Genomic DNA, 19,801 nt, shown 5'->3' on the forward strand with positions numbered 1-19,801 from the left:
TTGGCCTCACAGGACGCGGAACCAGAGGTTCGTCGCCTGCGGCGCGCTGGTCAGGCTCAGGCGTTCGAGCTGGACGTCGGCCCCGCCCGGCCGGTCGAACAGCCGGACGCCGTCGCCGAGCAGGACGGGCGCGATGAACACGAGGATCTCGTCGAGCGCACCGGCTTCGAGGCACTGCCGGGCGGTGTCGGCGCCGAGGACGTTGACGTACTTGTCCCCCGCGGCGGCCTTGGCTGCGGCGACGGCGCCGTCCAGGTCCCCGACGAAGGTGACACCCGGCACCGGCGTGTCCGGCGCGTGGTGGGTGAGCACGAACTGCGGTCCGCTCCATCCCCCGCCGAACGGCTTGCCCTCCTTGTCGGTGCCCCTGTGCGGATCGTCGCCGCGGAAGGTGCGGTTGCCGACGAGCAGCGCGCCGATCTTGCCGATGACCTCGTCCACCAGCGGGTTGGGCCCGATGTGCTCGGTCAGCCAGGACATGTCACCGCCTGCCCCCGCGATGAACCCGTCCAGCGACATGGTGCACGAATACAGCAGCTTGCTCACGACGTACCTCCATCCATCATGGTTGTTCTGATGAGACGGAGGTACGGCCGAAAACTCATCGGTGCGTCGGCGACAGCCCGGACGGAACCGGCTCATTCCACCGGTCCGCGTCCGTCTGCCTCCAGCGCCTTGACCCCGCCGGCTACCCCGTGCCGGCGGCGAACACCACGTCCACCCAGTAGTTGCTGGCCTGGTAGCTCTTCGTCGGGAAGCCGTTCGTCGCGCCGTACCGGTACACGCCGTTGCCTCCGCTCGCGCCGCTGGCCAGAGCGAGGAGCGGACCGTTGGTGTACTGGGTGGCGAAATACTGCCTGTCCACCGCGTAGTCCCCCGAGTTCGTGAAGTACGAGACCACGTAGGTGGTGTTGGCGGCGATCGTGACAGGCGTGCGCATCTGGTTCGACCAGTACTCGTCATGCCCGACGGAGAGGAACGCCTTGTGCTCCAGCAGTTCCTGACCGCGGGTGGCACTGTCCACGCCGCTGAAATAACTCACGTCATATCCGTTGGCCTCAAGCCATCGGACCATGGGTTATTCGGCGTTGAAGAAGAAGCTCTCCGGGGCGTCCATGGAGAAGGGGTCGCGCGTCTTGAACGGGCGGTTGTAACTCACCTTGTAGGCGCGGCCCACGGGATTGCCGAAGTAGAGGCTGTTCCCGCCGTACCTGTTGTAGGCCTGCCAGGTCGTGTCGGAGGTCTGCACAAGAACGTCCGAGCCCCTGGTGTCGTCCCGGACCACGAAAATGATGTGGCTGGCACCGGTCGTTCCGTCCTCCCGGACCAGTTTCGCGATATAGACCCCGGAGACGGCGTCGCTGGGCACCGCCCAGGAGGCAGACACCGCCCAGTTCCCGCAGTCGACGAGCCCGGTCGACGTGTCCTCCGCGCACAGGGGTTGCGACTGGGGCAGGGGGGCGGACGGCTGGACCGTCGTTATCTTTCGCGCTCCCATTCCGCCGTAATAGCCGATGCGGTAGATGTCGAGGCGATAATCGGTCGCCACGGTGTCGACCTTGAACAGCACGGTCTCCCCGTGATTGACGCTCATCTGCGTCGCGAAGCCCTGGATGGTGCTGCTGCCCGCTCCCGAGATATCCCATTCGCTGGCGGGGTTGCCGGGCTTGTTGTTCTCTATGCAGATGACGGAGGTCGGCAGGCAGACAGCCGCGGCTCTCCTGCCGCCGACCGACTCTCCCGAGCGGGTCTCCCGCGCCTGGCGGCGGGTGCCTTTCGCGACCCGGGCCGCGAAGTCCGACGCGCTCCGCGCCGGTTCCGCACGGCCCGTACCCGCGGCGACCTGCGCGGCGGGCACGCCTGCCGAGGCCGTACCCGCGCGGACCGTGCGCGCCTCCGCACCGGATCCGCCCCCTGGCCCGCACACCAGGCCGGCCACCATGGCGACGACCAGCCCAGCCCAGGGCAGCCGACGCCTCCCCAGGGCCTTCTCTCACGCTCCGACATGTGCCACCCCCGGTCGCAGTACCCCACGCGAACAAGCCGTCAAGATCATCGACTCAGTGAGGAATGCTATGGGCCGGACTGGTTAATCCTGGAGCGAGCGGTGATACGACAGCAGCTCTTATGAAATGGGCGTGTCGCCGCTTATAACGAGGAAAATCCCGGCAGCCCGCCCGCGCGGCAGCCCTGCATAGGCGACCCGCACCCGAGAACCCGCATAACAACAGGCCTTTTAAAATCCAGCCCTGGTTGCCCGGCCGAATATCTCGACGAGTTCGTCAGCGCAGCGGTCCGGGTCGAGGCCGTCGACGATCCGGTCGGCCATCGCGTCGATCGACGCACGCAGGGCTGTACTCATCAGCACGCTGTCGAACGCCCGGAAAGCCCCCGTACGCTGCCCGTCCGCGAACAACGCCACCAGCCTGGCGATCGCGGCGTCCCGCTCGTGGTCACCCGCGAACGCCTGGTTGTGCGCGATCTGCTGCACCGCGCGCACGTGTTCGGGATGGGCGGCGATGAAGGCGATGTTGGCCCGGATGAATGCCTCCAACTGCGCACCGGCTCCGGAGGCGGCCTGCAGCGTCGGACGCATGAAGGCGGCCGCGTCGGTGATGACCTGACTCACAACAGCCTCGAAAAGCTGCTCCTTGTTGGAGAAGTGGTAGGAGATCAGCCTCTTGCTGCTGAGCCCGGCGTGCTCACAAATGGCCTCGAACGTGGTCTCCGCGTAGCCGCGCTCGGCGAGCACGGCGATGGTGGCGGAGGCGATCTGGGCTTTGCGGGCCTCGGTGGCCTCGCGCCGCGTTCCGGAGGTCTGCATATCACCCCAGCTTGCCACGCTTCGGGTACGCCTCACGTACGGCACGACGATTGACGATGACCGCGACGGCGACGACCAGGACGCCGACCACCCCCTGCTCCGCCTTCATCCAGATGGGATAGCCGCTGTCCGGCGCGAGGAGGATGAGCACGATTCCGATGGGCGCGGCGAAGCTGATGAAGCGGATGCGCAGGTAGGCCGATCGCTTGCCGCGTGCGGCCTGCCCGGCCAGGGCCACGAGCCAGACGGAGGCGGCGGCCACGGCGGCCCCGCGCAGCCACACCACCCAGTTGCCACCGATGACGGCGGCCACGCCCAGCGTCGCGATCGAGATGACGAGCACGGCGACGAAGAGCGTCCGGACCAGATTCCACGGTTTCTTATCCATGCGTATAAATTTACACAGCCGGATAACAAGCCGCAAGAGTCCGCCCCCAGGACCCCGCCCTTCGGGGCACGCCGCATGCGACCTCCCGAGCCGCCCGCGCGGTGGGAGGGCGAACGCGACGCCACCGATTACGGGCCGACCTGCCCGAAAGACAACGACGGTCCGGAGAACGCGGCGCTGTTCCCGGAGGTCGTGATCCCTGGCGCGGAATGCCTCAACCTCAACGTGTGGACCCCCGATCCCCGGGCATCCGGCTTGCCGGTACTGGTCTGGATTCACGGCGGCATGTTCACGACGGGTTCCGGATCCATCCCCGGCTACCGTGGCACCTCCTTCGCCCGCGACGGGGTCGTGTGCGTCACGATCAACTACCGGCTCGGCGCCGAGGGCTTTCTCTACCTCGACGACGGCACCGCCAACCTGGGATTACTGGGCCAGATCGCCGCACTCGAATGGGTCCAGGACAACATCGCCGCCTTCGGCGGTGATCCGGGGAAGGTGACCGTCGCCGGTCAGTCCGCCGGGGCCATGAGCGTCATCACCCTCATGGCCATGCCCCGCGCCCGAGGCCTGTTCCGCCAGGCGATCACCCAGAGCGGGGCGGCCGCCCAGACACTCACGGCTGAGACCGCCGCGGGCTCGGCGGGCCGACGCGGGCCGGGCCGTCGACCCGGAAGTCACCTTCTCCTGGCGACAGATGGTGGCCAGCCGAGGGCGGGTACGCGTCGAACGACTGGTCGCCGAGATCGGCTGGAGCCGCAAGCGCCTTTGGTCCCGGTTCCGCGCCCAGATCGGCCTCACCCCCAAACGTGTCGCCCAGCTCATCCGCTTCGACCACGCGGCCCACTGCCTCGCCGCCGGCCATGGCGCCGCCTTGGTAGCGGCGGAGAGCGGCTACGCCGACCAGTCCCACCTTCATTGAGACGTCATGACCTTCACCGGGATGACGCCGACCGCGGTCGCGGTCCAGCCGTTTCTCGCGATCGACGATGTCGCGTGGCCTCCCAAACACACATCTGTCATGTGACAAGAGCGAGCGCTCCGGAGATTCCTGTCGCCTGACCACGAGGGTGGAACATCTTTCCCACGACATCCGGCGACGCGCTTGCGGTGCCGGCAACCACGTCGGGCACGGCTCGATGGTGGATCAACAATGTGCGTTTCCTACGTGGGCGAACACGGCTGAGCGCTGAGAAAGTACACCGCTCTGCGGGACATCATTTTCCCGACAACTCCGCCACGGGCACCCAACCGAAATGGCCACAGCAGGCGAAGCGCCTCAATAAGAACGCCCGAGCGAAGCGAAGGCCCTACAGGGGTCGGGACCAGGCCCGACTGGAAGAAACCGCCTGAAGCCCCCAAGCGCGAAGCGCCAAAACAGGCGAAGCCAATTGGGAGAACCAAAAAGAAAAACAGCCCGGAGCGAAGCGAAGGCCGATTGGCCCGACGCTGGGGTCCGGGGGTTATCCCCCGGGGTAAACAACGAGGAGGCCGCGGGGAAGCGAAGCCCCCGAAGGGGGCGAGCAACCAAACCAACCCCGCCGACGAGCGTGGAGCTATGGGGATTCGAACCCCAGACCCCCTCCATGCCATGGAGGTGCGCTACCAGCTGCGCTATAGCCCCTGGTCACCGTGACGAGCTGGCTCGTTACGGCGCTTGGAGAGCTTACCGCCATCGCCAGGATTCGCCTAATCGCGGCGTCCCTGCGCCGCGCTGGCCACCAGTACGGCCAGCCCGTCCAGCTGGCGTCGCAGCCCGAACTCGAAGAGCGAGTCCAGGTCGAGGTCGAGTCCCGGCTGCACGATGACCCGGGCCATGGTCGGGAAGCCGCCGAAGGAGAGCGCCTCAGCCAGCTGCCCCTCCCTGACCGCCGATTCATCGTCGGCCTCCGGGGCCGCCGCGACCCCTCGTACGAGCCCGGCCAGCGACACGCTGGCGTGCAGCATGGCGTTGGGGGTGAGGCCGAGGCCGTCGAGGGCGCGCAGGATCCATTCGGTGTGCGCCATCGCGTTGCGGACGAACTCTGGTCTGGTGAGCGGGATGGCCTGGGAGAGCCAGGGATGGCGGCGGTGGAGGCGCCATTGAAGCCGCAGCGACACCTCCAGCTGGGCGCGCCAACCGGGCGGCGGCTGTGCGGGCAGCGGAATCTCGCCGTAGGCGGCGTCCGCCATCAGGTGTACGAGCTCGTCCTTGCTCCGTACGTGCCGATGAAGCGACAGGACCGGAGCACCGAGCTCGGTGGCGAGCCGGTCCATAGTGGCGGCGGCGAGCCCTTCACTGTCGGCGATCTTGATGGCCACGCCGAGGACGCGCTGCTCGGTCAGGTCCACAGGGGCAGACTCCAGCTCCCCACCGCCCTCAGCCGCCTCGGGCAGGGCATCAACCCGGGAGACCACCACGGTGCCGATCCCAGGCACCGGGCGTACCAGCCCTTCGTCCCGAAGCGCGCCGATCACCTTGCTGGCCGTGGCCATCGCCACTCCCCAGTCACGCATGATCTGCCGGGTGGACGGGATCCTGCCCCCCACCGCCAGCTCCCCTGCGGCGATCCGCCGCCGCAGCTCGCCGACGATCCGGAGGTAAGGCACCTCACCTCGGTCCACCGCGAAGTCTCCTCATCGCCCTAGCGCACTAAGACGAAATAACACCACATCCCCTCCGCCACCCGCACTAGAGCTACAAATCCGCTATTGCCGGAAGAATCCGCCCACGCAGCGGACCTGGGCTCACGCGACAGGACCCGGGCACGACGCGACAGGACCCGGGCACGACGCAGCAGACCCGGGCCAGGCGGGGCTAGGCGTCCGGACGGTCGTCGCTGTTGACCGGCTCAGGCAGCGTGCCCGCGTTGTGCTCGAGCAGCCGCCACCCCTTACGCCCCTCCTGCAACACCGACCAGGAGCAGTTGCCGAGCCCGCCCAGCGCCGGCCACAGCTCCTCGGGCAGCCCCAGCAGCTCGCAGATGCCCAGCCGCAGCGCCGCGCCGTGCGAGGCCACGACCAGGAGGCCGTCGTCGTCGAGCCGGTCCGCCCAGCGCCGCATGGCGGCGGCCACCCGGCCGGCCACGTCGGCGACCGGCTCGCCGTCGGGGGCCTCCCAGGCCACGTACTCCTCCGGCCAGCGGGCGGCGATCTCGTCGCGGGTCAGGCCCTCCCACTGACCTCCGCCGCGTTCGCGGAGGTCCTTGTCGACGGACACCTCGAGACCGACGATCCGGCCGAGGGCCAGCGCGGTGTCGTTGGCCCGCTGGAGGTCGGAGGAGACGATCACGGTAGGCCGCAGTGAGGCCAGCAGGGACGCGGCCCTGGCCGCCTGGGCGACACCGGTCTCGTCGAGCGGGATGTCGGAGTGGCCTTGGAAGCGGTGTTCCACGTTCCACAGCGTCTGGCCATGCCTGAGGCAGACGATCCTCTTGCTCAAGTGCGAGCCCGCTGGATGTTGGCCTGCGCCACGCTCTCCGGGAGCGGGATGGCCGGGCAGTCCTTCCAGAGGCGCTCCAGCGCGTAGAAGGTGCGGTCCTCCTCGTGCTGCACGTGTACGACGATGTCGAGGTAGTCGAGGAGCACCCAACGGCCCTCGCGCTCACCCTCGCGGCGTACCGGCTTGGCGTCGGCCTCGATGCGCAGCCTGTCTTCGATCTCGTCGACGATGGCGCGGACCTGGCGGTCGTTCGTGGCGGAGCAGAGCAGGAACGCGTCGGTGATGACGAGTTGCTCGCTCACGTCGTAGGCGAGAATGTCATCGGCCAGCTTGTCGGCCGCGGCCTCGGCGGCGATCTGGACGAGCTGGACGGCTCTTTCGGATGCGGTCACGATGCGGGTCGGTCCTCCTGTGTCGGCAACATGCCCCTATGTTGAGGGTACCCGTTACCGCTCCAGAGCCCCACGTACGGCACGAGCACCTTCAGCCCTCTGCGTGGTAAAGGCCGCGTTTGTTGATGTACTGCACGATTCCATCCGGCACCAGGTACCAAATCGGCTCACCCTTCTCCACCCGCTGCCTGCACTCCGACGAGGAAATGGCCAGGGCGGGGATCTCCAGCAAGGTCACCTTCCCCGGCGGCAGGCCCGGATCGTGCAGCGTGTGACCGGGTCGCGTACACCCCACGAAATGGGCCAGTTCGAACAGCTCCTCGGCGTCCTGCCAGCTGAGGATCGCCCCGAGGGCGTCGGCTCCGGTGATGAAGTAGAGCTGTGCCTCAGGTCCGTAGATCGCGGAGATCTCACGCAACGTGTCGATGGTGAAGGTGGGCCCAGGCCGGTCGACGTCCACCCGGCTCACCGAGAAGCGGGGGTTCGACGCGGTCGCGATCACCGTCATCAGATAGCGGTCCTCGGGCGCGGACACCTCGCGCTCCGACTTCTGGTACGGCCGGCCCGTGGGCACGAAGACGACCTCGTCGAGATTGAAGTGGTGAGCCACTTCGCTGGCGGCGACCAGGTGACCGTGGTGAATCGGGTCGAACGTCCCACCCATCACTCCCACGCGTCGCTTTCCCTGGACACTCGGCGCGTTCATCATGAAAGGACCCTACGCGGCGGCTATCCGACACGAACATGGCACCCCCCGGTGACCAAAGCGGTCACCAAGCCCGTCACGAACCCAGGTGATGAACGCGCGCCGTCCCGGCTGCCGACGTAGCATGCCGGGCATGACGACCACCCCGGACCGCAACCGCGTCCAATTGCCCGGCATCTCGTCTCGTGCCTACGAACACCCCGCAGACCGGTCCGCGCTGGTCGCTCTGCGTAAGTTGAGTGGGTTCGACACGGTTCTCAAGCAGATGTCCGGCCTCATCAGCGAGCGCCGCCTGCGCCTGATGTACCTGGCGTCGGCCGTGCGGGTGAGCGAGACCCAGTTCCGCTCCCTCTACGACATGGGCCGCGACGCCGCCTATGTCCTCGACCTGCACCGGATCCCCGAGATCTACGTCCAGCAGGACCCGCAGGTCCAGGCCAAGGCCATCGGTTTCGACGACCCGTTCATCGTGGTGACCACCGGCCTGCTCAACCTCATGAACGAGGAGGAGCAGCGCTTCGTCATCGGTCACGAGACCTCGCACATCCTGTCGGGCCACGCCGTCTACCGGACGATGCTCGACATCCTCACCCGCCTGGCCACCCGCGTGGCCTGGATCCCGCTCGGCTACATCGGCCTGCGCGCGATCGTCGCGGGCCTGGAGGAGTGGTACCGCAAGTCGGAGCTCTCCTCCGACCGCGGCGGCCTGCTCACCGGCCAGGACCCGGACGCGGCCAAGCGCGCGCTGATGAAGCTGGCCGGCGGCGCCTACACCCACGAGATGAACATCGAGGCGTTCCTGGAGCAGTACCAGGAATACGACACCGCGGGCGACCTGCGCGACGGCTTCCTCAAGGTGCTCAACCTGCTCGGCACCACCCACCCGTTCGCCGTGGTGCGCGTGGCCGAGCTCGACAAGTGGCACCGCGGCGGCGAGTACGAGCGCATCCTCGGCGGCGACTACCCGCGCAGGGAAGACGACGCCAGCGCCCGGGTCACCGACGAGATCAAGGCCGCGGCCGAGTCCTACCGCGCGTCGTGGTCCCAGTCGCAGGATCCGTTCATCGGCGTACTGCGCGACGTGGCAGAGGGCGCGGTCAACGCGGGCGAGCGCATCTTCAACCGCTTCTCGCGCCGCGACGGCGGCCAGGGCTAGGCCCACAGCCGGTCAGCCGGTCACAGAAGCAGCGCGATAGCGCGCACCGCGGCCGCGCACAGGGCGACGAAGCCGCCCAGCACGGCCAGTGCGCGCAGCCCTTCCCTGCGTAGGTCCGGCAGATGGGCGCCGACCCGCTCGATCTCGCGTCCGGTGATGCCGCCGCACAGCATCCCGAACACGACACCCGCGGCGGTGACCGGCGCGGGCTGCTGCCACCAGTCGGCATCGATCTGACCGCCGCCGATCAGCCACAGCGCGCCACCCGCCGCCACCGCGACGGGCACGCCCGGCCACACCACGGCGGTCGCGGTCGCACCGGTGAACGCGAACGGGAAGAGCACCACGCGCAGGGTCACCCTGACCCGGCGCGAGACGCGCTTCCTGACCATCCAGTGGCTCATCCAGAGCGTCCTGGTCAGCAGTACGAACGCGGCAGTGATCCCGATCGTGGCGATCGGCCAGATCACCGACGCCACCACACAGGGCACGGCCAGCACCGCGAGCAGCAACAGCGCGGCGTTGCCCGCGGGCAGGGTGGTGGAGCCCGACTCCGACCTGAGTCCGGTGTTACGCGTGCCCGGCGTCCGGGGTTTCCCGGTCACGGCCTTCGTGCGGCTCCGTACAGGCGTGGCCTTGATGCCCTCGCCCGTACGGAGCCGTGGACCCGTGCCCTTTCCGTCCGTAGTCGTGCGGCCCCGAGGCGCCGGCACCTTCCCGTCCGTACTCGTCCGGCCTCGCGGTAGCGGGAGCTTCCCGTCCGCGTTCGTCCGCGTCCGCGGCGGGGGCACCTTCCCGTCGTCCACCGTCCGGCCGCGCGGCTTGGCCTCCTCACCGGTCCGGCTACGCGGCTTGGCCTCCTCCGCCGTGCGGCTGCGGGCTTTCGCCTCCTCCGCCGTACGACTGCGCGGCTTGGCCTCCTCCACGGCCCGGCCACGCACCGCGACACCCTCCTCGGCCGTGGAGACGGCCCGGGCGGTATCGGGCTCGGCGGGGCTGGTCGCCTTGGCCAGCCGGGACAGGCGGTCGGCGAGCAGCGCGGCCGTCGGGCGCTTGCCCGGCTCCCGGTTCAGCGCGGCCCGCACCAGCGACAGCAGCGCCACCGGCACGCCCTTGAGGTCGGCCTGCCCGTTGAGCACCGCGTACATCTGCGCCTCGGCCGTCCCCCGCCCGAACGTCGGCCGCCCGGTCGCCGCGAACGCCACCGTCGCCGCCCACGCGTGGATGTCGGCGGGCGAGTCGACGTGCTCGTCGGCGAAGATCTCGGGCGCGGTGTAGCCGGGCGTGCCGAGGAAGGTGCCGGTCAGGGTGAGCCGGGTGGCGTCCACCACCTGCGCGATGCCGAAGTCGATGAGGACCGGGCCCTCGGCGCCCATGATGATGTTCGCGGGCTTGAGGTCGCGGTGCACCACGCCGGCCGCGTGGATGATCGCGAGCGCGGTGGCGATGCCCTGCGCCAGCTCCACCAGCTGCGCCATGTTGAGCGGCCCGCTGTGGCGCACCCGGTCGAGCAGCGTGGCGCCCTCGATGTTCTCCATGACGAGGTACGGCCGCTCGCATGAGAGGTCGGCGTCCACCACCTTGGCCACGTACGGGCTCTCGACCCGGCGCAGCGCCCGGACCTCACGTTCGAGCCTGACCCGCATGGAGTTGTCTTCGGCCAGGTCGTGCAGGACCTTGAGGGCGACGCGCTCGCCCCGGCGGGAGCTGGCGAGATAGACCTCGCCCATGCCGCCCCGACCAAGCCTCTCGAGCAGGGTGTACGGCCCGACCTTGCCGAGCTTGGTCACCGTCCCTCCCCGCCCGGCGCGCCCATAAGGGTCAACACCCTAGCGTTGGGAGGCGTGATAGCGCGTGCGGCGCGCCGAAGCTTTATCGGTGGGGTTGCTCGGACAGCATGCTGTCGAGCTCCGTCGTAGGCTCCGCCGACAGGTCCTTCCGGCCTTTCCTGCGCCAGTGGATGTGGCCCCGGCTCTCCAGCCAGAGCAGCACCCGATCCGCACCGAACAGCACCACGGCCGCGAAGGCCAGGGCGATGACGATCTCCATGTGGTCCAGTCAACCGAGCTCCTCCGCTGACCGGTCACGCCGACACGCCGCCGCTGCCCAACCCCGTCAGGCGCCTGACCTTGGGATGACCGTGCCGGCTGAGGTACGCAGATGCCCTTCCCCCGTATAGACCCATTTGGTGGACGTGAGCTCAGGTAGGCCCATCGGGCCGCGCGCGTGCAGCTTCTGGGTGGAGATGCCGATCTCCGCGCCGAAGCCGAACTCGCCGCCGTCGGTGAACCGGGTGGAGGCGTTGACCGCGACGGCCGCCGAGTCGACCAGCGACACGAACCTGCGCGCCGCCTGCTGCGACCGGGTGACGATGGCGTCGGTGTGGCCCGAGCCGTAGCGCCTGATGTGGGCGACGGCCTCCTCCAGCGAGCCGACGACGGCCGCGGCGATGTCGAGCGAGAGGTATTCGGCGAGGAAGTCGTCTTCGGTGGCCGGCTCCACCTCACCGTAGGCGGCGATCCGGTCGTCGCCGTGCACGGTCACGCCCGCGTCCTTGAGCGCCTGGAGCGCCCGGGGCACGAACGCGTCGGCGATCCCGGCGTGGACCAGGAACGTCTCGGCCGCGTTGCACACCGACGGCCGCTGCGCCTTGGCGTTGACCAAGATGTCGATGGCCAGGTCCAGATCGGCGTCGGCGTCGATGTAGACGTGGCAGTTGCCGACGCCGGTCTCGATCACCGGGACCGTGGACTCCTCGACCACCGAGTTGATCAGCGACGCGCCCCCGCGCGGGATCAGCACGTCGACCAGGCCGCGGGCCCGCATCAGCTCCTTGACGGAGTCGCGCGTCAGGCCCGGCACCAGCTGGACCGCCCCGGAAGGCACTTCGGTGCTCTCCAGCGCGTCCTGCATCACCCGCACCAGCACGGCGTTGGAGGCGTAAGCGCTGGAGGAGCCCCTGAGCAGGGCCGCGTTGCCGCTCTTGAGGCAGAGCGCGGCGGCGTCGACGGTGACGTTGGGGCGGCCCTCGTAGATGATGCCGATCACGCCCAGCGGCACCCTGAGCTGGCGCAGCTCCAGGCCGTTGGGCAGCGTGCTGCCCCGGATCACCTCGCCGACGGGGTCGGGCAGGTCGGCCACTTGGCGTAGGGCCTCGGCGATGGCCTCGATCCTGGGCCCGTCGAGGCGCAGCCGGTCGATCATGGCCTCCGGCGTGCCCTGCTCCCGCGCCTGCGCGACGTCCTTGGCGTTGGCCTCGACGATCTCGGCGGTGTGGGCGACGAGGGCGTCGGCGACCGCGCGCAACGCCCGATCCTTGGGCGCCCGCGGCAGCGGGGCCAGCTCGGCGGCGGCCTCTCGCGCCGCGCGGGCGACCTTCAGGAACTCCTCGGACATCACACGCTCCTCTGCCGACGGCCGGCGAGCCGGCTGCCTGCCTAGTTGTGGCTTCCGGTCTCCGGCCGCCTCGTTGCGGGCTTTCGGTGACCGGTGGTCTGGTTGCTTCCGGTGACCGGTGGCCTGGTTGTGGGCTGCCGGTTTCCGGCTGTCTAGTTGTGGGCTTCCAGTATGACGATGTCGTCGCGGTGGATCAGCTCGCGTTCGTATTCGGGGCCGAGCTCGTTGCCCAGGTCCCGTGTCGAGCGGCCGAGCAGCCCGGGGATCTCCCCCGCGTCGAAGTTGACCAGCCCGCGCGCCACCACTCCGCCACGCGGCCCGCACAGGTCCACCGGGTCGCCGGCCGCGAAGTCGCCCTCCACCGAGGTGACCCCGGCGGGCAGCAGCGACTTGCGCCTGGCCACGATGGCCTCCACCGCGCCGTCGTCGAGCAGCAGCCGCCCGCGTCCGGTGGTCGCGTGGGCGAGCCAGAGCAGCCGGGTGCCGGGGTGACGGCCGCCAGGGTGGAAATAGGTCCCGACATCGGACCCGGCCAGCGCCTGAGCGGCGTGCGCGGCCGCGGTCAGCACGACCGGCACGCCGGCGCCGGTGGCGATCCTGGCGGCCTGCACCTTGGTGACCATGCCACCGGTGCCGACCGCCGCGCCGTTCTTGCCGAGCTCGACGCCGACCAGGTCTTCAGGACCGCGGATCTCGGCCAGCCGCCGGGACCCGCTGCGGCTCGGCGGCCCGTCGTAGAGGGCGTCGACGTCGGAGAGCAGGACCAGCGCGTCGCTGTGGATGAGGTGGGCGACCAGGGCCGCCAGGCGGTCGTTGTCGCCGAAGCGGATCTCGTCGGTGGCGACGGTGTCGTTCTCGTTGACGATCGGCACGATGCCGAGCTCCAGCAGCCGGTTGAGGGTGCGCTGGGCGTTGGCGTGGTGGGCGCGGCGCATCATGTCGTCGGCGGTCAGCAGCACCTGCCCGACGCGCAGGCCGTAGCGGGCGAAGGAGGAGGTGTAGCGGGCGACGAGCACGCCCTGGCCGACGGACGCGGCGGCCTGCTGGGTGGCGAGGTCGCGGGGGCGCGCGGTCAGCCCCAGCGGGCCGAGGCCCGCCGCGATCGCTCCCGAGGAGACCAGGACCAGCTGGGTCCCGGCGCGGCGGCGGGCGGCCAGCACGTCGACCAGGGCATCGACCCGGTCGACGTCGATCATGCCCTGGGGGGTGGTGAGCGACGAAGAGCCGACCTTGACGACGACCTTCGACGCTGAGCTGATCTGTTCCCGCACGTTCGAAGCCTATCGGAGACCGGCGACCCGACCTCCCGGCCGGTGCTCCCGCCGTCGGCAACCGGCCGAAGACCGGGATGCCGCCGGGGCCAGGCCACCCGGGACGGGAAGCCGGGAACGCCAGAGGGCGGGCCGGGCCGCCCGGGAGCGAAAGCCGGGGGTCGGGCGCCGCTAGAACCGGTTGTCGGTGCCGCGCGGCCCCTGCCGTACGGACTCGGCGTTGAGCGTGGGCTGCCAGTCGAAGACGTAGCCACCCTCCATCGGCCCGATGACGACCTCCGCGCCCGCGGTGGCCCCGGCCTTGACCAGCTGATCCTCGATGCCGAGCCGCTCCAGCCGGTCGGCCAGGTAGCCGACGGCCTCGTCGTTGCTGAAGTCGGTCTGCCTGATCCAGCGCTCCGGCTTCTCGCCGGTGACCTGGAAGAGGTTGTCGTTGACCCGGCGGACGTTGAACCCGGCCTCGCCGAGCTGCTTGGGCCGCAGCACCAGCCGCGTGGGCTCCTCGACGGGCTTGGCGGCCCTGGCCGCGGCCACCCATTCGCCCATCGCGAACGTCAGCTCCCGCAGCCCGTCATGGGTGGCGGCCGAGACGGTGAAGACCCGCAGCCCCCGCTCCTCGAACTCGCCCTTGACCAGATCGGCCAGCTCCCGGGCGTCCGGCACGTCGGCCTTGTTCAGCACGACCATGCGGGGCCGGTCCTCGAGCTTGCCGTAGGCCTCCAGCTCGGCCTCGATCACCTCGTAGTCGCTGATCGGGTCGCGTCCCGGCTCCATGGTGGCGCAGTCGATGACGTGGATGAGCATGTCGCACCGCTCGACGTGGCGCAGGAACTCGTGCCCGAGCCCCTTGCCCTGCGACGCCCCCGGGATCAGCCCCGGCACGTCGGCGACGGTGAAGATGGTCTCGCCCGCGGTCACCACGCCCAGGTTCGGGATCAGGGTGGTGAACGGGTAGTCGGCGATCTTCGGCCGGGCCGCGGACAGAGCCGCGATCAGCGACGACTTCCCGGCACTGGGGAACCCGACGAGCGCCACGTCGGCGACGCTCTTGAGCTCCAGCATGACGTCGAGCGCGTCCCCCGGCTCCCCGAGCAGCGCGAACCCGGGCGCCTTGCGCTTGGTGCTGGCCAGCGCCGCGTTACCGAGCCCGCCGAAACCGCCTTCGGCGATCACATAACGGGTGCCGACGCCCACCAGGTCGATGAGCACCTCACCGGTGGCGGCGTTCTTGACGACCGTCCCATTGGGCACCGGAAGGATGACGTCCCCGCCATTGGCCCCGTCGCGGTTGGACCCCTGGCCCTGCTTGCCGTTGTCGGCCTTGCGATGCGGCCTGTGGTGGTATTCGAGCAGCGTGGCGGTGTTGGGGCTCACCTCGAGGATCACCGCGCCGCCGCGCCCGCCGTTGCCGCCGTCGGGCCCGCCGAGCGGCTTGAACTTCTCCCGGTGCACGGACGCGCAGCCGTTGCCGCCGTCACCCGCCTTGAGGTGCAGCACCACTTGGTCCACAAAGTCAGCCATCTCGGCCCCTCCTCCTAGGCCGATCAAGGCCCATCACATAACCCAGTCCACGGACCGGGGCCAAGAACGCGCACGTCACGGCGCGCGGCCACGTCCACCGGAGGAGCGTGCCCCTGGACGGGCCCCCACCCCGCACGGCGGGTGGGGCCCACCGCGCTGAGCCGTACACCAAAAAAAAGCCGTACAAACGCACTCAGGGACGGATCGAGAACCCGATCCGCCCCTGAGCAGGAAACTCTGAGAATCTACTCCGCCACCGGAACGATGCTCACCGCGCGGCGACCGCGCTTGAGACCGAACTGCACGTGGCCGGCGGCCAGCGCGAACAGCGTGTCGTCGCCGCCGCGGCCGACGTTGTCGCCGGGGTGGAAGTGGGTGCCACGCTGCCGGACGATGATCTCGCCCGCGTTGACCAGCTGGCCGCCGAAGCGCTTGACGCCCAGGCGCTGGGCGTTGGAGTCACGGCCGTTCCGGGTGGACGACGCGCCCTTCTTGTGTGCCATCTCTCTAACTCCCCGATCAGGCCTGGTCGATACCGGTGATCTTCACCTGGGTGTACCGCTGACGGTGACCCTGGCGCTTCTTGTAACCGGTCTTGTTCTTGTACTTCAGGATGCGGATCTTCGGCCCCTTGGTCTCACCGAGGATCTCGGCGCTCACCAGGAACTTGCCCGCCTCCGTGGTCACATCGCCGTCGTTGACGACGAGGACCGTCGGCAGCGAAACCGAAGTGCCGACCTCGCCGGCGACCTTGTCCACCTCGAGGACGTCACCGACGGAGACCTTCTGCTGCCTGCCGCCGCAACGAACGATCGCGTACACCGCGGAACCCTTCTACTGACTTCTGAATGCTGCGCCCGGCATTCGGTGCTGTCTGGAACCGACGAACCGAGTAGGCGCGCGAACAGGGCGCGCCGCTGGACGCACCGATTCTCAAGAGTACCGGATTAACGGTGCCCTGGTCGAACCGGACGGATCGTCGGGGCAGTCCGCCGAGGAGCGCTCCCTTGCGGGAGCGCCTGGCTACTCGGCTGACTTGGCTCGGCGAGAGCGTCGCCGCCCTCTGCCGGAAGTCTGGCCCGCCTGGTCGTCCTCAGCCGGGACGTCTTCAAGCGCATCGGTCACGGTATCACGGCTGCCGGAGTCCTTGGCCGCGGACACCTTGTCCGAGACCGCCTTCTCGATGGCCATCTTGCCCTGCGTGCCGCGTGGCTCCGGCTTGGACTCGACCGGCTCCGTGGAGACGATCAGACCCCGCCCGTTGCAGCAGTCACACGGCGTGGAGAAGGCCTCCAGGAGGCCCTGACCGACCCGCTTACGCGTCATCTGGACCAGGCCCAGCGAGGTGACCTCAGCCACCTGGTGCTTGGTCCTGTCGCGCGCCAGGCATTCGAGCAGCCGCCGCAGCACCAGGTCGCGGTTGGACTCCAGCACCATGTCGATGAAGTCGATCACGATGATGCCGCCGATGTCGCGGAGCCTGAGCTGGCGGACGATCTCCTCGGCCGCCTCCAGGTTGTTGCGGGTGACGGTCTCTTCGAGGTTGCCGCCCTGCCCGGTGAACTTGCCGGTGTTGACGTCGACGACGCTCATCGCCTCGGTACGGTCGATCACCAGCGAGCCGCCACTGGGCAGCCAGACCTTCCGCTCCATCGCCTTGCCGAGCTGCTCGTCGATCCGGTAGGACTCGAACACGTCGCCCTGCTCGGTGTCCCACTTGGCCAGACGCTCGCCGAGGTGCGGCGCGACGTACTTGACGTACTCCTCGACCGTCTCCCACGCCTCCTCGCCCTGCACGACCAGCGAGGTGAAGTCCTCGTTGAAGACGTCGCGGACCACGCGGACGGTCAGGTCCGGCTCGGCCGAGAGCAGCTCGGGCGGGCTGGCCGACTTGGCCTTCTTCTGGATGTTCTCCCACTGCGCCGACAGGCGGGCCACGTCGCGGGCCAGCTCGTCCTCGGAAGCGCCCTCCGCGGCCGTGCGGACGATCACGCCGGCGTTCTCGGGCATGACCTTCTTCAGGATGCTCTTGAGCCGCGTACGCTCCTTGTCGGGCAGCTTGCGGCTGATGCCGGTCATCGAGCCGTCGGGCACGTACACGAGGTAGCGGCCCGGCAGGCTGATCTGTGACGTCAGGCGGGCGCCCTTGTGGCCGATCGGGTCCTTGGTGACCTGCACCAGCACCGACTGGCCGGACTTCAGCGCCGCCTCGATGCGCTTGGGCTGGCCTTCCAGTCCCGCGGTGTCGAAGTTGACCTCACCGGCGTACAGGACGGCGTTGCGGCCCTTGCCGATGTCGACGAAGGCGGCCTCCATCGACGGCAGTACGTTCTGGACCTTGCCGAGGTAGACGTTGCCGACGTAGGACTGGCTGGCCTCGCGGTTGACGTAGTGCTCGACGAGCACGCCGTCCTCCAGCACCGCGATCTGGGTGCGGTCGCCCTGGCGGCGCACCACCATCATCCGGTCGACCGACTCGCGCCGGGCCAGGAACTCCGACTCGGTGATGATCGGCGGACGCCGGCGGCCCAGCTCCCGGCCCTCACGGCGGCGCTGCTTCTTGGCCTCGAGCCTGGTGGATCCGCGCACGCTCGTGACGCCGTCGGCGGAGATGTCGTGCCCGGCGGCGCGGCCCGTGCGGGGCGCGCGGATGCGCACGACGGTGTTGGGCGGGTCGTCTCCGGCCGGCTCGGCGCCGTCGTCGGCACCCCGGCGCCTGCGGCGGCGCCGCCGGCGGGAGCTGGAGGCCTCTTCTTCCTGAGGCTCGTCGCCCTGCTCGTCGTCGGACTCGTCGGAGTCGTCATCGGAGTCGTCGCGCTCGCGCGCCTTGCCACGACCCCGGCCGCCACGACGGCGGCGGCGACGGCGGCTGCCGCCCTCCTCCTCCTGCTCGTCGGCGGCGTCGGCCTCCTCGTCCGTGACCGTCTCCGCGGCCTCCTCGGGCTCAGGGGCGGCCGGCTCGGGCTGCGGCTGCGGCTCGGGACGCCGGGTCGCGGCAGGCTTGGCCTGGGTCGGGTCCGGCGCCTGGAACAGCGGCGCGAAGATGGCGGCGGGGCGCTGGAACGCGGTCCCCTGCTGGCCCTGCGCCCGCGCGGACAGGCCGAACGGGTCGGCGAGCAGGCTCGGGCGGTCGACCTCGTCGAGGTCCTCGCCGGCAGGCTCGTCGTCCAGCGGCTCGTCCTCGGGCAGGAGCTCGGTGACGTCCTCTTCGGCGTCGGCGCTGCCGAGCCGCTCGGCGGCCGCCTCACCGACGCCCGCCGCGACCTCGGCGGAGCGTCCCGGAGCGGTCTCGACGCTCTCAGCGGCCGCCTCAGGCTCTGTCTTCTTGCGGGTGCGGCGGCGCTTGGCCGGAGCGGCCTCGACCGCCTGCTCGCCCCCCTCAGCCGCCTCCAGGGTGCTCACGGCCGCAGCTTCGGGGACCCCACCGCTGGTGTCCTGCGCGCTCTCCGCGGCCTCGCCGTCGGCCTCCGCGGCCTTCTTGCTGGTACGGCGGCGCGTGGTCGTGGCCGTCGACCGGGTCCTGGCGGCCCTCTTGGGCTTCTCCTCGGTGACGGTGCCGGCGGCCTGCGCCAGAGCATCATCAGCGGCCTGCGCCACGACGGCCTCGACCGGGCTCGGAGGCTCGCCGGTAGCGGCCGCGACCGTGGTCGTGACCGTGGGCGACGGCTCCTCTGGCAGCTCGGGCGGCGGTCCCGCCGGCCGACTCGCGGCACGGCGACGCTTTGTCACCTTGGACTGTTCAGTTGTCTCCCCGCCGGGGCCGTTGGCCCCGCCGTTGGGCTCGTTCTCGAGCATGCGGGCGCTCTCCCGTCAGCTCCCGGGCGCGTCGCCGCGCCGCGCAGGAGCTCTCGTGTCTCGTTGTCCGCCCGCACCCCTGGTGAGGGGCGCAGGCGCCAAGTCCTGTCAGCGGTCGTACCCCGCTCGCGCAAGGCACGTCCTTAACCGTCGACCTGCTCACCCGCCGAAACCGCCTCGCCGCCGCGCGTAATGTCGCGGTCCAGGCCGAGCGGATCGGCAAGCGCACCGGTGCTGGCGTCGAGCGGCCCCTGCGCCAGCCTGGTCACCTCGGGGGGAACCGGCGGCGCGAAGTCGGCCACAAGGCGCAGCCCTGTGAGCACATCGTCGGGTCGTACGGCAGGAATCACGTGCCGAACAACCATGCGCAGTATGACACACGACTGTCCTGGCACCTGAGCTGCGGTTCTGTCTGCTCCTTCGGGCACCTCGAGCCTCAGCACCGCCTCCCGGGCGTCGAAGCGTCGGGGCCCCTTCTTGGTGAGGCGTTCGACCTCCACGGCCTCGGCGGCGAGGAATTTCGCCACCGCCGCCTCCGCGAGCTCCCAGTCGGCGCCGGGCAACCGCACATCCCACTCAGAGGCCTCCAAGCGGTCGGCCAGCCCACCAACGGTGGCCTCCACGACGTCGAGCACGTCGAGACCAGGCGGCAAAGAGCCGTCCAGGTCGGCACGGATCCGTCCGGGTTCGCACGGTTTCGTGACGCCGATCTCGAGGTATTCGGCCTCGCTGGCGACGCCGGTCGGCGCCGCGCCCGCATAGGAGATCTTCGGATGGGGTGAGAAGCCCGCACTGTAGGCCACCGGAATGCCGGCACGGCGGACCGCTCTCTCGACGGCCCGCGAGATGTCGCGGTGGCTGGTGAAGCGCAGACGTCCGCGCTTGGCGTAGCGCACGCGCAGGCGCTGCACCGTAGGCGCGGGCGGGGGCC

The 19,801-nt window shown here is 69.9% G+C and carries 18 protein-coding genes, 1 tRNA gene and 2 pseudogenes; 3 read left to right on the forward strand and 18 right to left on the reverse strand.

The window, feature by feature from the left end:
- Nucleotides 1-6 precede the first annotated feature (6 nt).
- The 4 genes and pseudogenes from AB0B61_RS37210 to AB0B61_RS37225 form a co-directional block, all read right to left on the reverse strand.
- Nucleotides 7-546: a dihydrofolate reductase family protein gene (locus tag AB0B61_RS37210; RefSeq protein ID WP_358442325.1), complete on the reverse strand. Its 540-nt coding sequence runs from the start codon at nucleotides 544-546 to the stop codon at nucleotides 7-9.
- Nucleotides 547-688: 142 nt separating this feature from the next.
- Nucleotides 689-1,942, reverse strand: a pseudogene (locus tag AB0B61_RS37215) (DUF4082 domain-containing protein).
- A 294-nt stretch (nucleotides 1,943-2,236) separates the two neighbouring features.
- The gene (locus AB0B61_RS37220) at nucleotides 2,237-2,824 is read right to left on the reverse strand and encodes a helix-turn-helix domain-containing protein (protein WP_358442327.1); all 588 of its coding nucleotides are present in this window, start codon (nucleotides 2,822-2,824) and stop codon (nucleotides 2,237-2,239) included.
- Nucleotide 2,825: 1 nt separating this feature from the next.
- Nucleotides 2,826-3,212, reverse strand: a complete 387-nt coding sequence (locus AB0B61_RS37225) for a hypothetical protein (RefSeq protein WP_358442329.1) — start codon at nucleotides 3,210-3,212, stop codon at nucleotides 2,826-2,828.
- On the opposite strand from AB0B61_RS37225, the pseudogene AB0B61_RS37230 reads away from it, so the two are divergent.
- Together AB0B61_RS37230 and AB0B61_RS37235 are read left to right on the forward strand one after the other, a co-directional pair.
- Nucleotides 3,207-3,827: pseudogene (locus AB0B61_RS37230) on the forward strand (carboxylesterase family protein); the annotation flags it as partial. The gene AB0B61_RS37225 and the pseudogene AB0B61_RS37230 overlap by 6 nt on opposite strands.
- Before the next feature lie 82 nt (nucleotides 3,828-3,909).
- Nucleotides 3,910-4,134 (forward strand): helix-turn-helix domain-containing protein, encoded by a 225-nt coding sequence (locus AB0B61_RS37235; protein ID WP_358442332.1) that lies wholly within the window; start codon nucleotides 3,910-3,912, stop codon nucleotides 4,132-4,134.
- Between the two features lie 629 nt (nucleotides 4,135-4,763).
- On the opposite strand, the gene AB0B61_RS37240 is transcribed toward AB0B61_RS37235, so the two are convergent.
- The 5 genes from AB0B61_RS37240 to nadD form a co-directional block, all read right to left on the reverse strand.
- Nucleotides 4,764-4,836: transfer RNA gene (locus tag AB0B61_RS37240), tRNA-Ala, on the reverse strand.
- A gap of 65 nt (nucleotides 4,837-4,901) precedes the next feature.
- Nucleotides 4,902-5,816 (reverse strand): GntR family transcriptional regulator, encoded by a 915-nt coding sequence (locus AB0B61_RS37245; protein ID WP_358442335.1) that lies wholly within the window; start codon nucleotides 5,814-5,816, stop codon nucleotides 4,902-4,904.
- A gap of 193 nt (nucleotides 5,817-6,009) precedes the next feature.
- Nucleotides 6,010-6,633 (reverse strand): histidine phosphatase family protein, encoded by a 624-nt coding sequence (locus tag AB0B61_RS37250; RefSeq protein WP_358442338.1) that lies wholly within the window; start codon nucleotides 6,631-6,633, stop codon nucleotides 6,010-6,012.
- A complete protein-coding gene (gene rsfS, locus AB0B61_RS37255; protein ID WP_357648089.1) occupies nucleotides 6,630-7,025 on the reverse strand; it encodes a ribosome silencing factor in 396 nt (131 codons plus the stop codon). The genes AB0B61_RS37250 and rsfS overlap by 4 nt, the downstream gene beginning before the upstream one ends.
- A 91-nt stretch (nucleotides 7,026-7,116) precedes the next feature.
- Nucleotides 7,117-7,734 (reverse strand): nicotinate-nucleotide adenylyltransferase, encoded by a 618-nt coding sequence (nadD, locus tag AB0B61_RS37260; RefSeq protein WP_357648087.1) that lies wholly within the window; start codon nucleotides 7,732-7,734, stop codon nucleotides 7,117-7,119.
- A 121-nt stretch (nucleotides 7,735-7,855) separates the two neighbouring features.
- Between nadD and AB0B61_RS37265 the strand changes: the two genes are divergently transcribed.
- A complete protein-coding gene (locus tag AB0B61_RS37265) occupies nucleotides 7,856-8,887 on the forward strand; it encodes a M48 family metallopeptidase (RefSeq protein WP_225302586.1) in 1,032 nt (343 codons plus the stop codon).
- 20 nt (nucleotides 8,888-8,907) lie between these two features.
- Here AB0B61_RS37265 and AB0B61_RS37270 read toward each other — a convergent pair whose 3' ends face one another.
- The 9 genes from AB0B61_RS37270 to AB0B61_RS37310 form a co-directional block, all read right to left on the reverse strand.
- Entirely contained in the window at nucleotides 8,908-10,677 is a 1,770-nt protein-coding gene (locus AB0B61_RS37270) for a serine/threonine-protein kinase (protein ID WP_358442341.1), read from the reverse strand.
- An 82-nt stretch (nucleotides 10,678-10,759) separates the two neighbouring features.
- Nucleotides 10,760-10,936: a hypothetical protein gene (locus tag AB0B61_RS37275; RefSeq protein WP_225302584.1), complete on the reverse strand. Its 177-nt coding sequence runs from the start codon at nucleotides 10,934-10,936 to the stop codon at nucleotides 10,760-10,762.
- A gap of 66 nt (nucleotides 10,937-11,002) precedes the next feature.
- Nucleotides 11,003-12,283 carry a glutamate-5-semialdehyde dehydrogenase gene (locus tag AB0B61_RS37280; RefSeq protein WP_358442343.1) on the reverse strand — a complete coding sequence of 427 codons (1,281 nt, stop codon included), beginning with the start codon at nucleotides 12,281-12,283 and terminating at the stop codon, nucleotides 11,003-11,005.
- 152 nt (nucleotides 12,284-12,435) lie between these two features.
- Nucleotides 12,436-13,554: a glutamate 5-kinase gene (proB, locus tag AB0B61_RS37285; RefSeq protein WP_358442346.1), complete on the reverse strand. Its 1,119-nt coding sequence runs from the start codon at nucleotides 13,552-13,554 to the stop codon at nucleotides 12,436-12,438.
- A gap of 171 nt (nucleotides 13,555-13,725) precedes the next feature.
- Nucleotides 13,726-15,075 (reverse strand): GTPase ObgE, encoded by a 1,350-nt coding sequence (obgE, locus tag AB0B61_RS37290; protein WP_358442349.1) that lies wholly within the window; start codon nucleotides 15,073-15,075, stop codon nucleotides 13,726-13,728.
- Between the two features lie 245 nt (nucleotides 15,076-15,320).
- Nucleotides 15,321-15,578, reverse strand: a complete 258-nt coding sequence (gene rpmA, locus AB0B61_RS37295; protein WP_090773491.1) for a 50S ribosomal protein L27 — start codon at nucleotides 15,576-15,578, stop codon at nucleotides 15,321-15,323.
- Nucleotides 15,579-15,594: 16 nt separating this feature from the next.
- Nucleotides 15,595-15,897, reverse strand: coding sequence for a 50S ribosomal protein L21 (gene rplU / locus AB0B61_RS37300; protein WP_357939795.1), 303 nt, complete (start codon nucleotides 15,895-15,897; stop codon nucleotides 15,595-15,597).
- A 201-nt stretch (nucleotides 15,898-16,098) separates the two neighbouring features.
- Nucleotides 16,099-18,870 (reverse strand): Rne/Rng family ribonuclease, encoded by a 2,772-nt coding sequence (locus tag AB0B61_RS37305; protein WP_358442352.1) that lies wholly within the window; start codon nucleotides 18,868-18,870, stop codon nucleotides 16,099-16,101.
- Nucleotides 18,871-19,013: 143 nt separating this feature from the next.
- Nucleotides 19,014-19,766 carry a TIGR03936 family radical SAM-associated protein gene (locus AB0B61_RS37310; protein WP_358442354.1) on the reverse strand — a complete coding sequence of 251 codons (753 nt, stop codon included), beginning with the start codon at nucleotides 19,764-19,766 and terminating at the stop codon, nucleotides 19,014-19,016.
- Nucleotides 19,767-19,801 lie beyond the last annotated feature (35 nt).

It is taken from the genome of Nonomuraea sp. NPDC049158 (assembly GCF_040648335.1).
Lineage (GTDB): Bacteria > Actinomycetota > Actinomycetes > Streptosporangiales > Streptosporangiaceae > Nonomuraea.

Excerpts from the sequence above, each read along its gene's own strand:
- AB0B61_RS37220 (WP_358442327.1), bottom strand. The coding sequence starts at position 2,824 with ATGCAGACCTCCGGAACGCGGCGCGAGGCCACCGAGGCCCGCAAAGCC.
- AB0B61_RS37225 (WP_358442329.1), bottom strand. The coding sequence starts at position 3,212 with ATGGATAAGAAACCGTGGAATCTGGTCCGGACGCTCTTCGTCGCCGTG.
- AB0B61_RS37235 (WP_358442332.1), top strand. The coding sequence starts at position 3,910 with ATGGTGGCCAGCCGAGGGCGGGTACGCGTCGAACGACTGGTCGCCGAG.
- nadD (WP_357648087.1), bottom strand. The coding sequence starts at position 7,734 with ATGATGAACGCGCCGAGTGTCCAGGGAAAGCGACGCGTGGGAGTGATG.
- AB0B61_RS37265 (WP_225302586.1), top strand. The coding sequence starts at position 7,856 with ATGCCGGGCATGACGACCACCCCGGACCGCAACCGCGTCCAATTGCCC.
- AB0B61_RS37275 (WP_225302584.1), bottom strand. The coding sequence starts at position 10,936 with ATGGAGATCGTCATCGCCCTGGCCTTCGCGGCCGTGGTGCTGTTCGGT.
- AB0B61_RS37280 (WP_358442343.1), bottom strand. The coding sequence starts at position 12,283 with ATGTCCGAGGAGTTCCTGAAGGTCGCCCGCGCGGCGCGAGAGGCCGCC.
- obgE (WP_358442349.1), bottom strand. The coding sequence starts at position 15,075 with ATGGCTGACTTTGTGGACCAAGTGGTGCTGCACCTCAAGGCGGGTGAC.
- rpmA (WP_090773491.1), bottom strand. The coding sequence starts at position 15,578 with ATGGCACACAAGAAGGGCGCGTCGTCCACCCGGAACGGCCGTGACTCC.
- AB0B61_RS37305 (WP_358442352.1), bottom strand. The coding sequence starts at position 18,870 with ATGCTCGAGAACGAGCCCAACGGCGGGGCCAACGGCCCCGGCGGGGAG.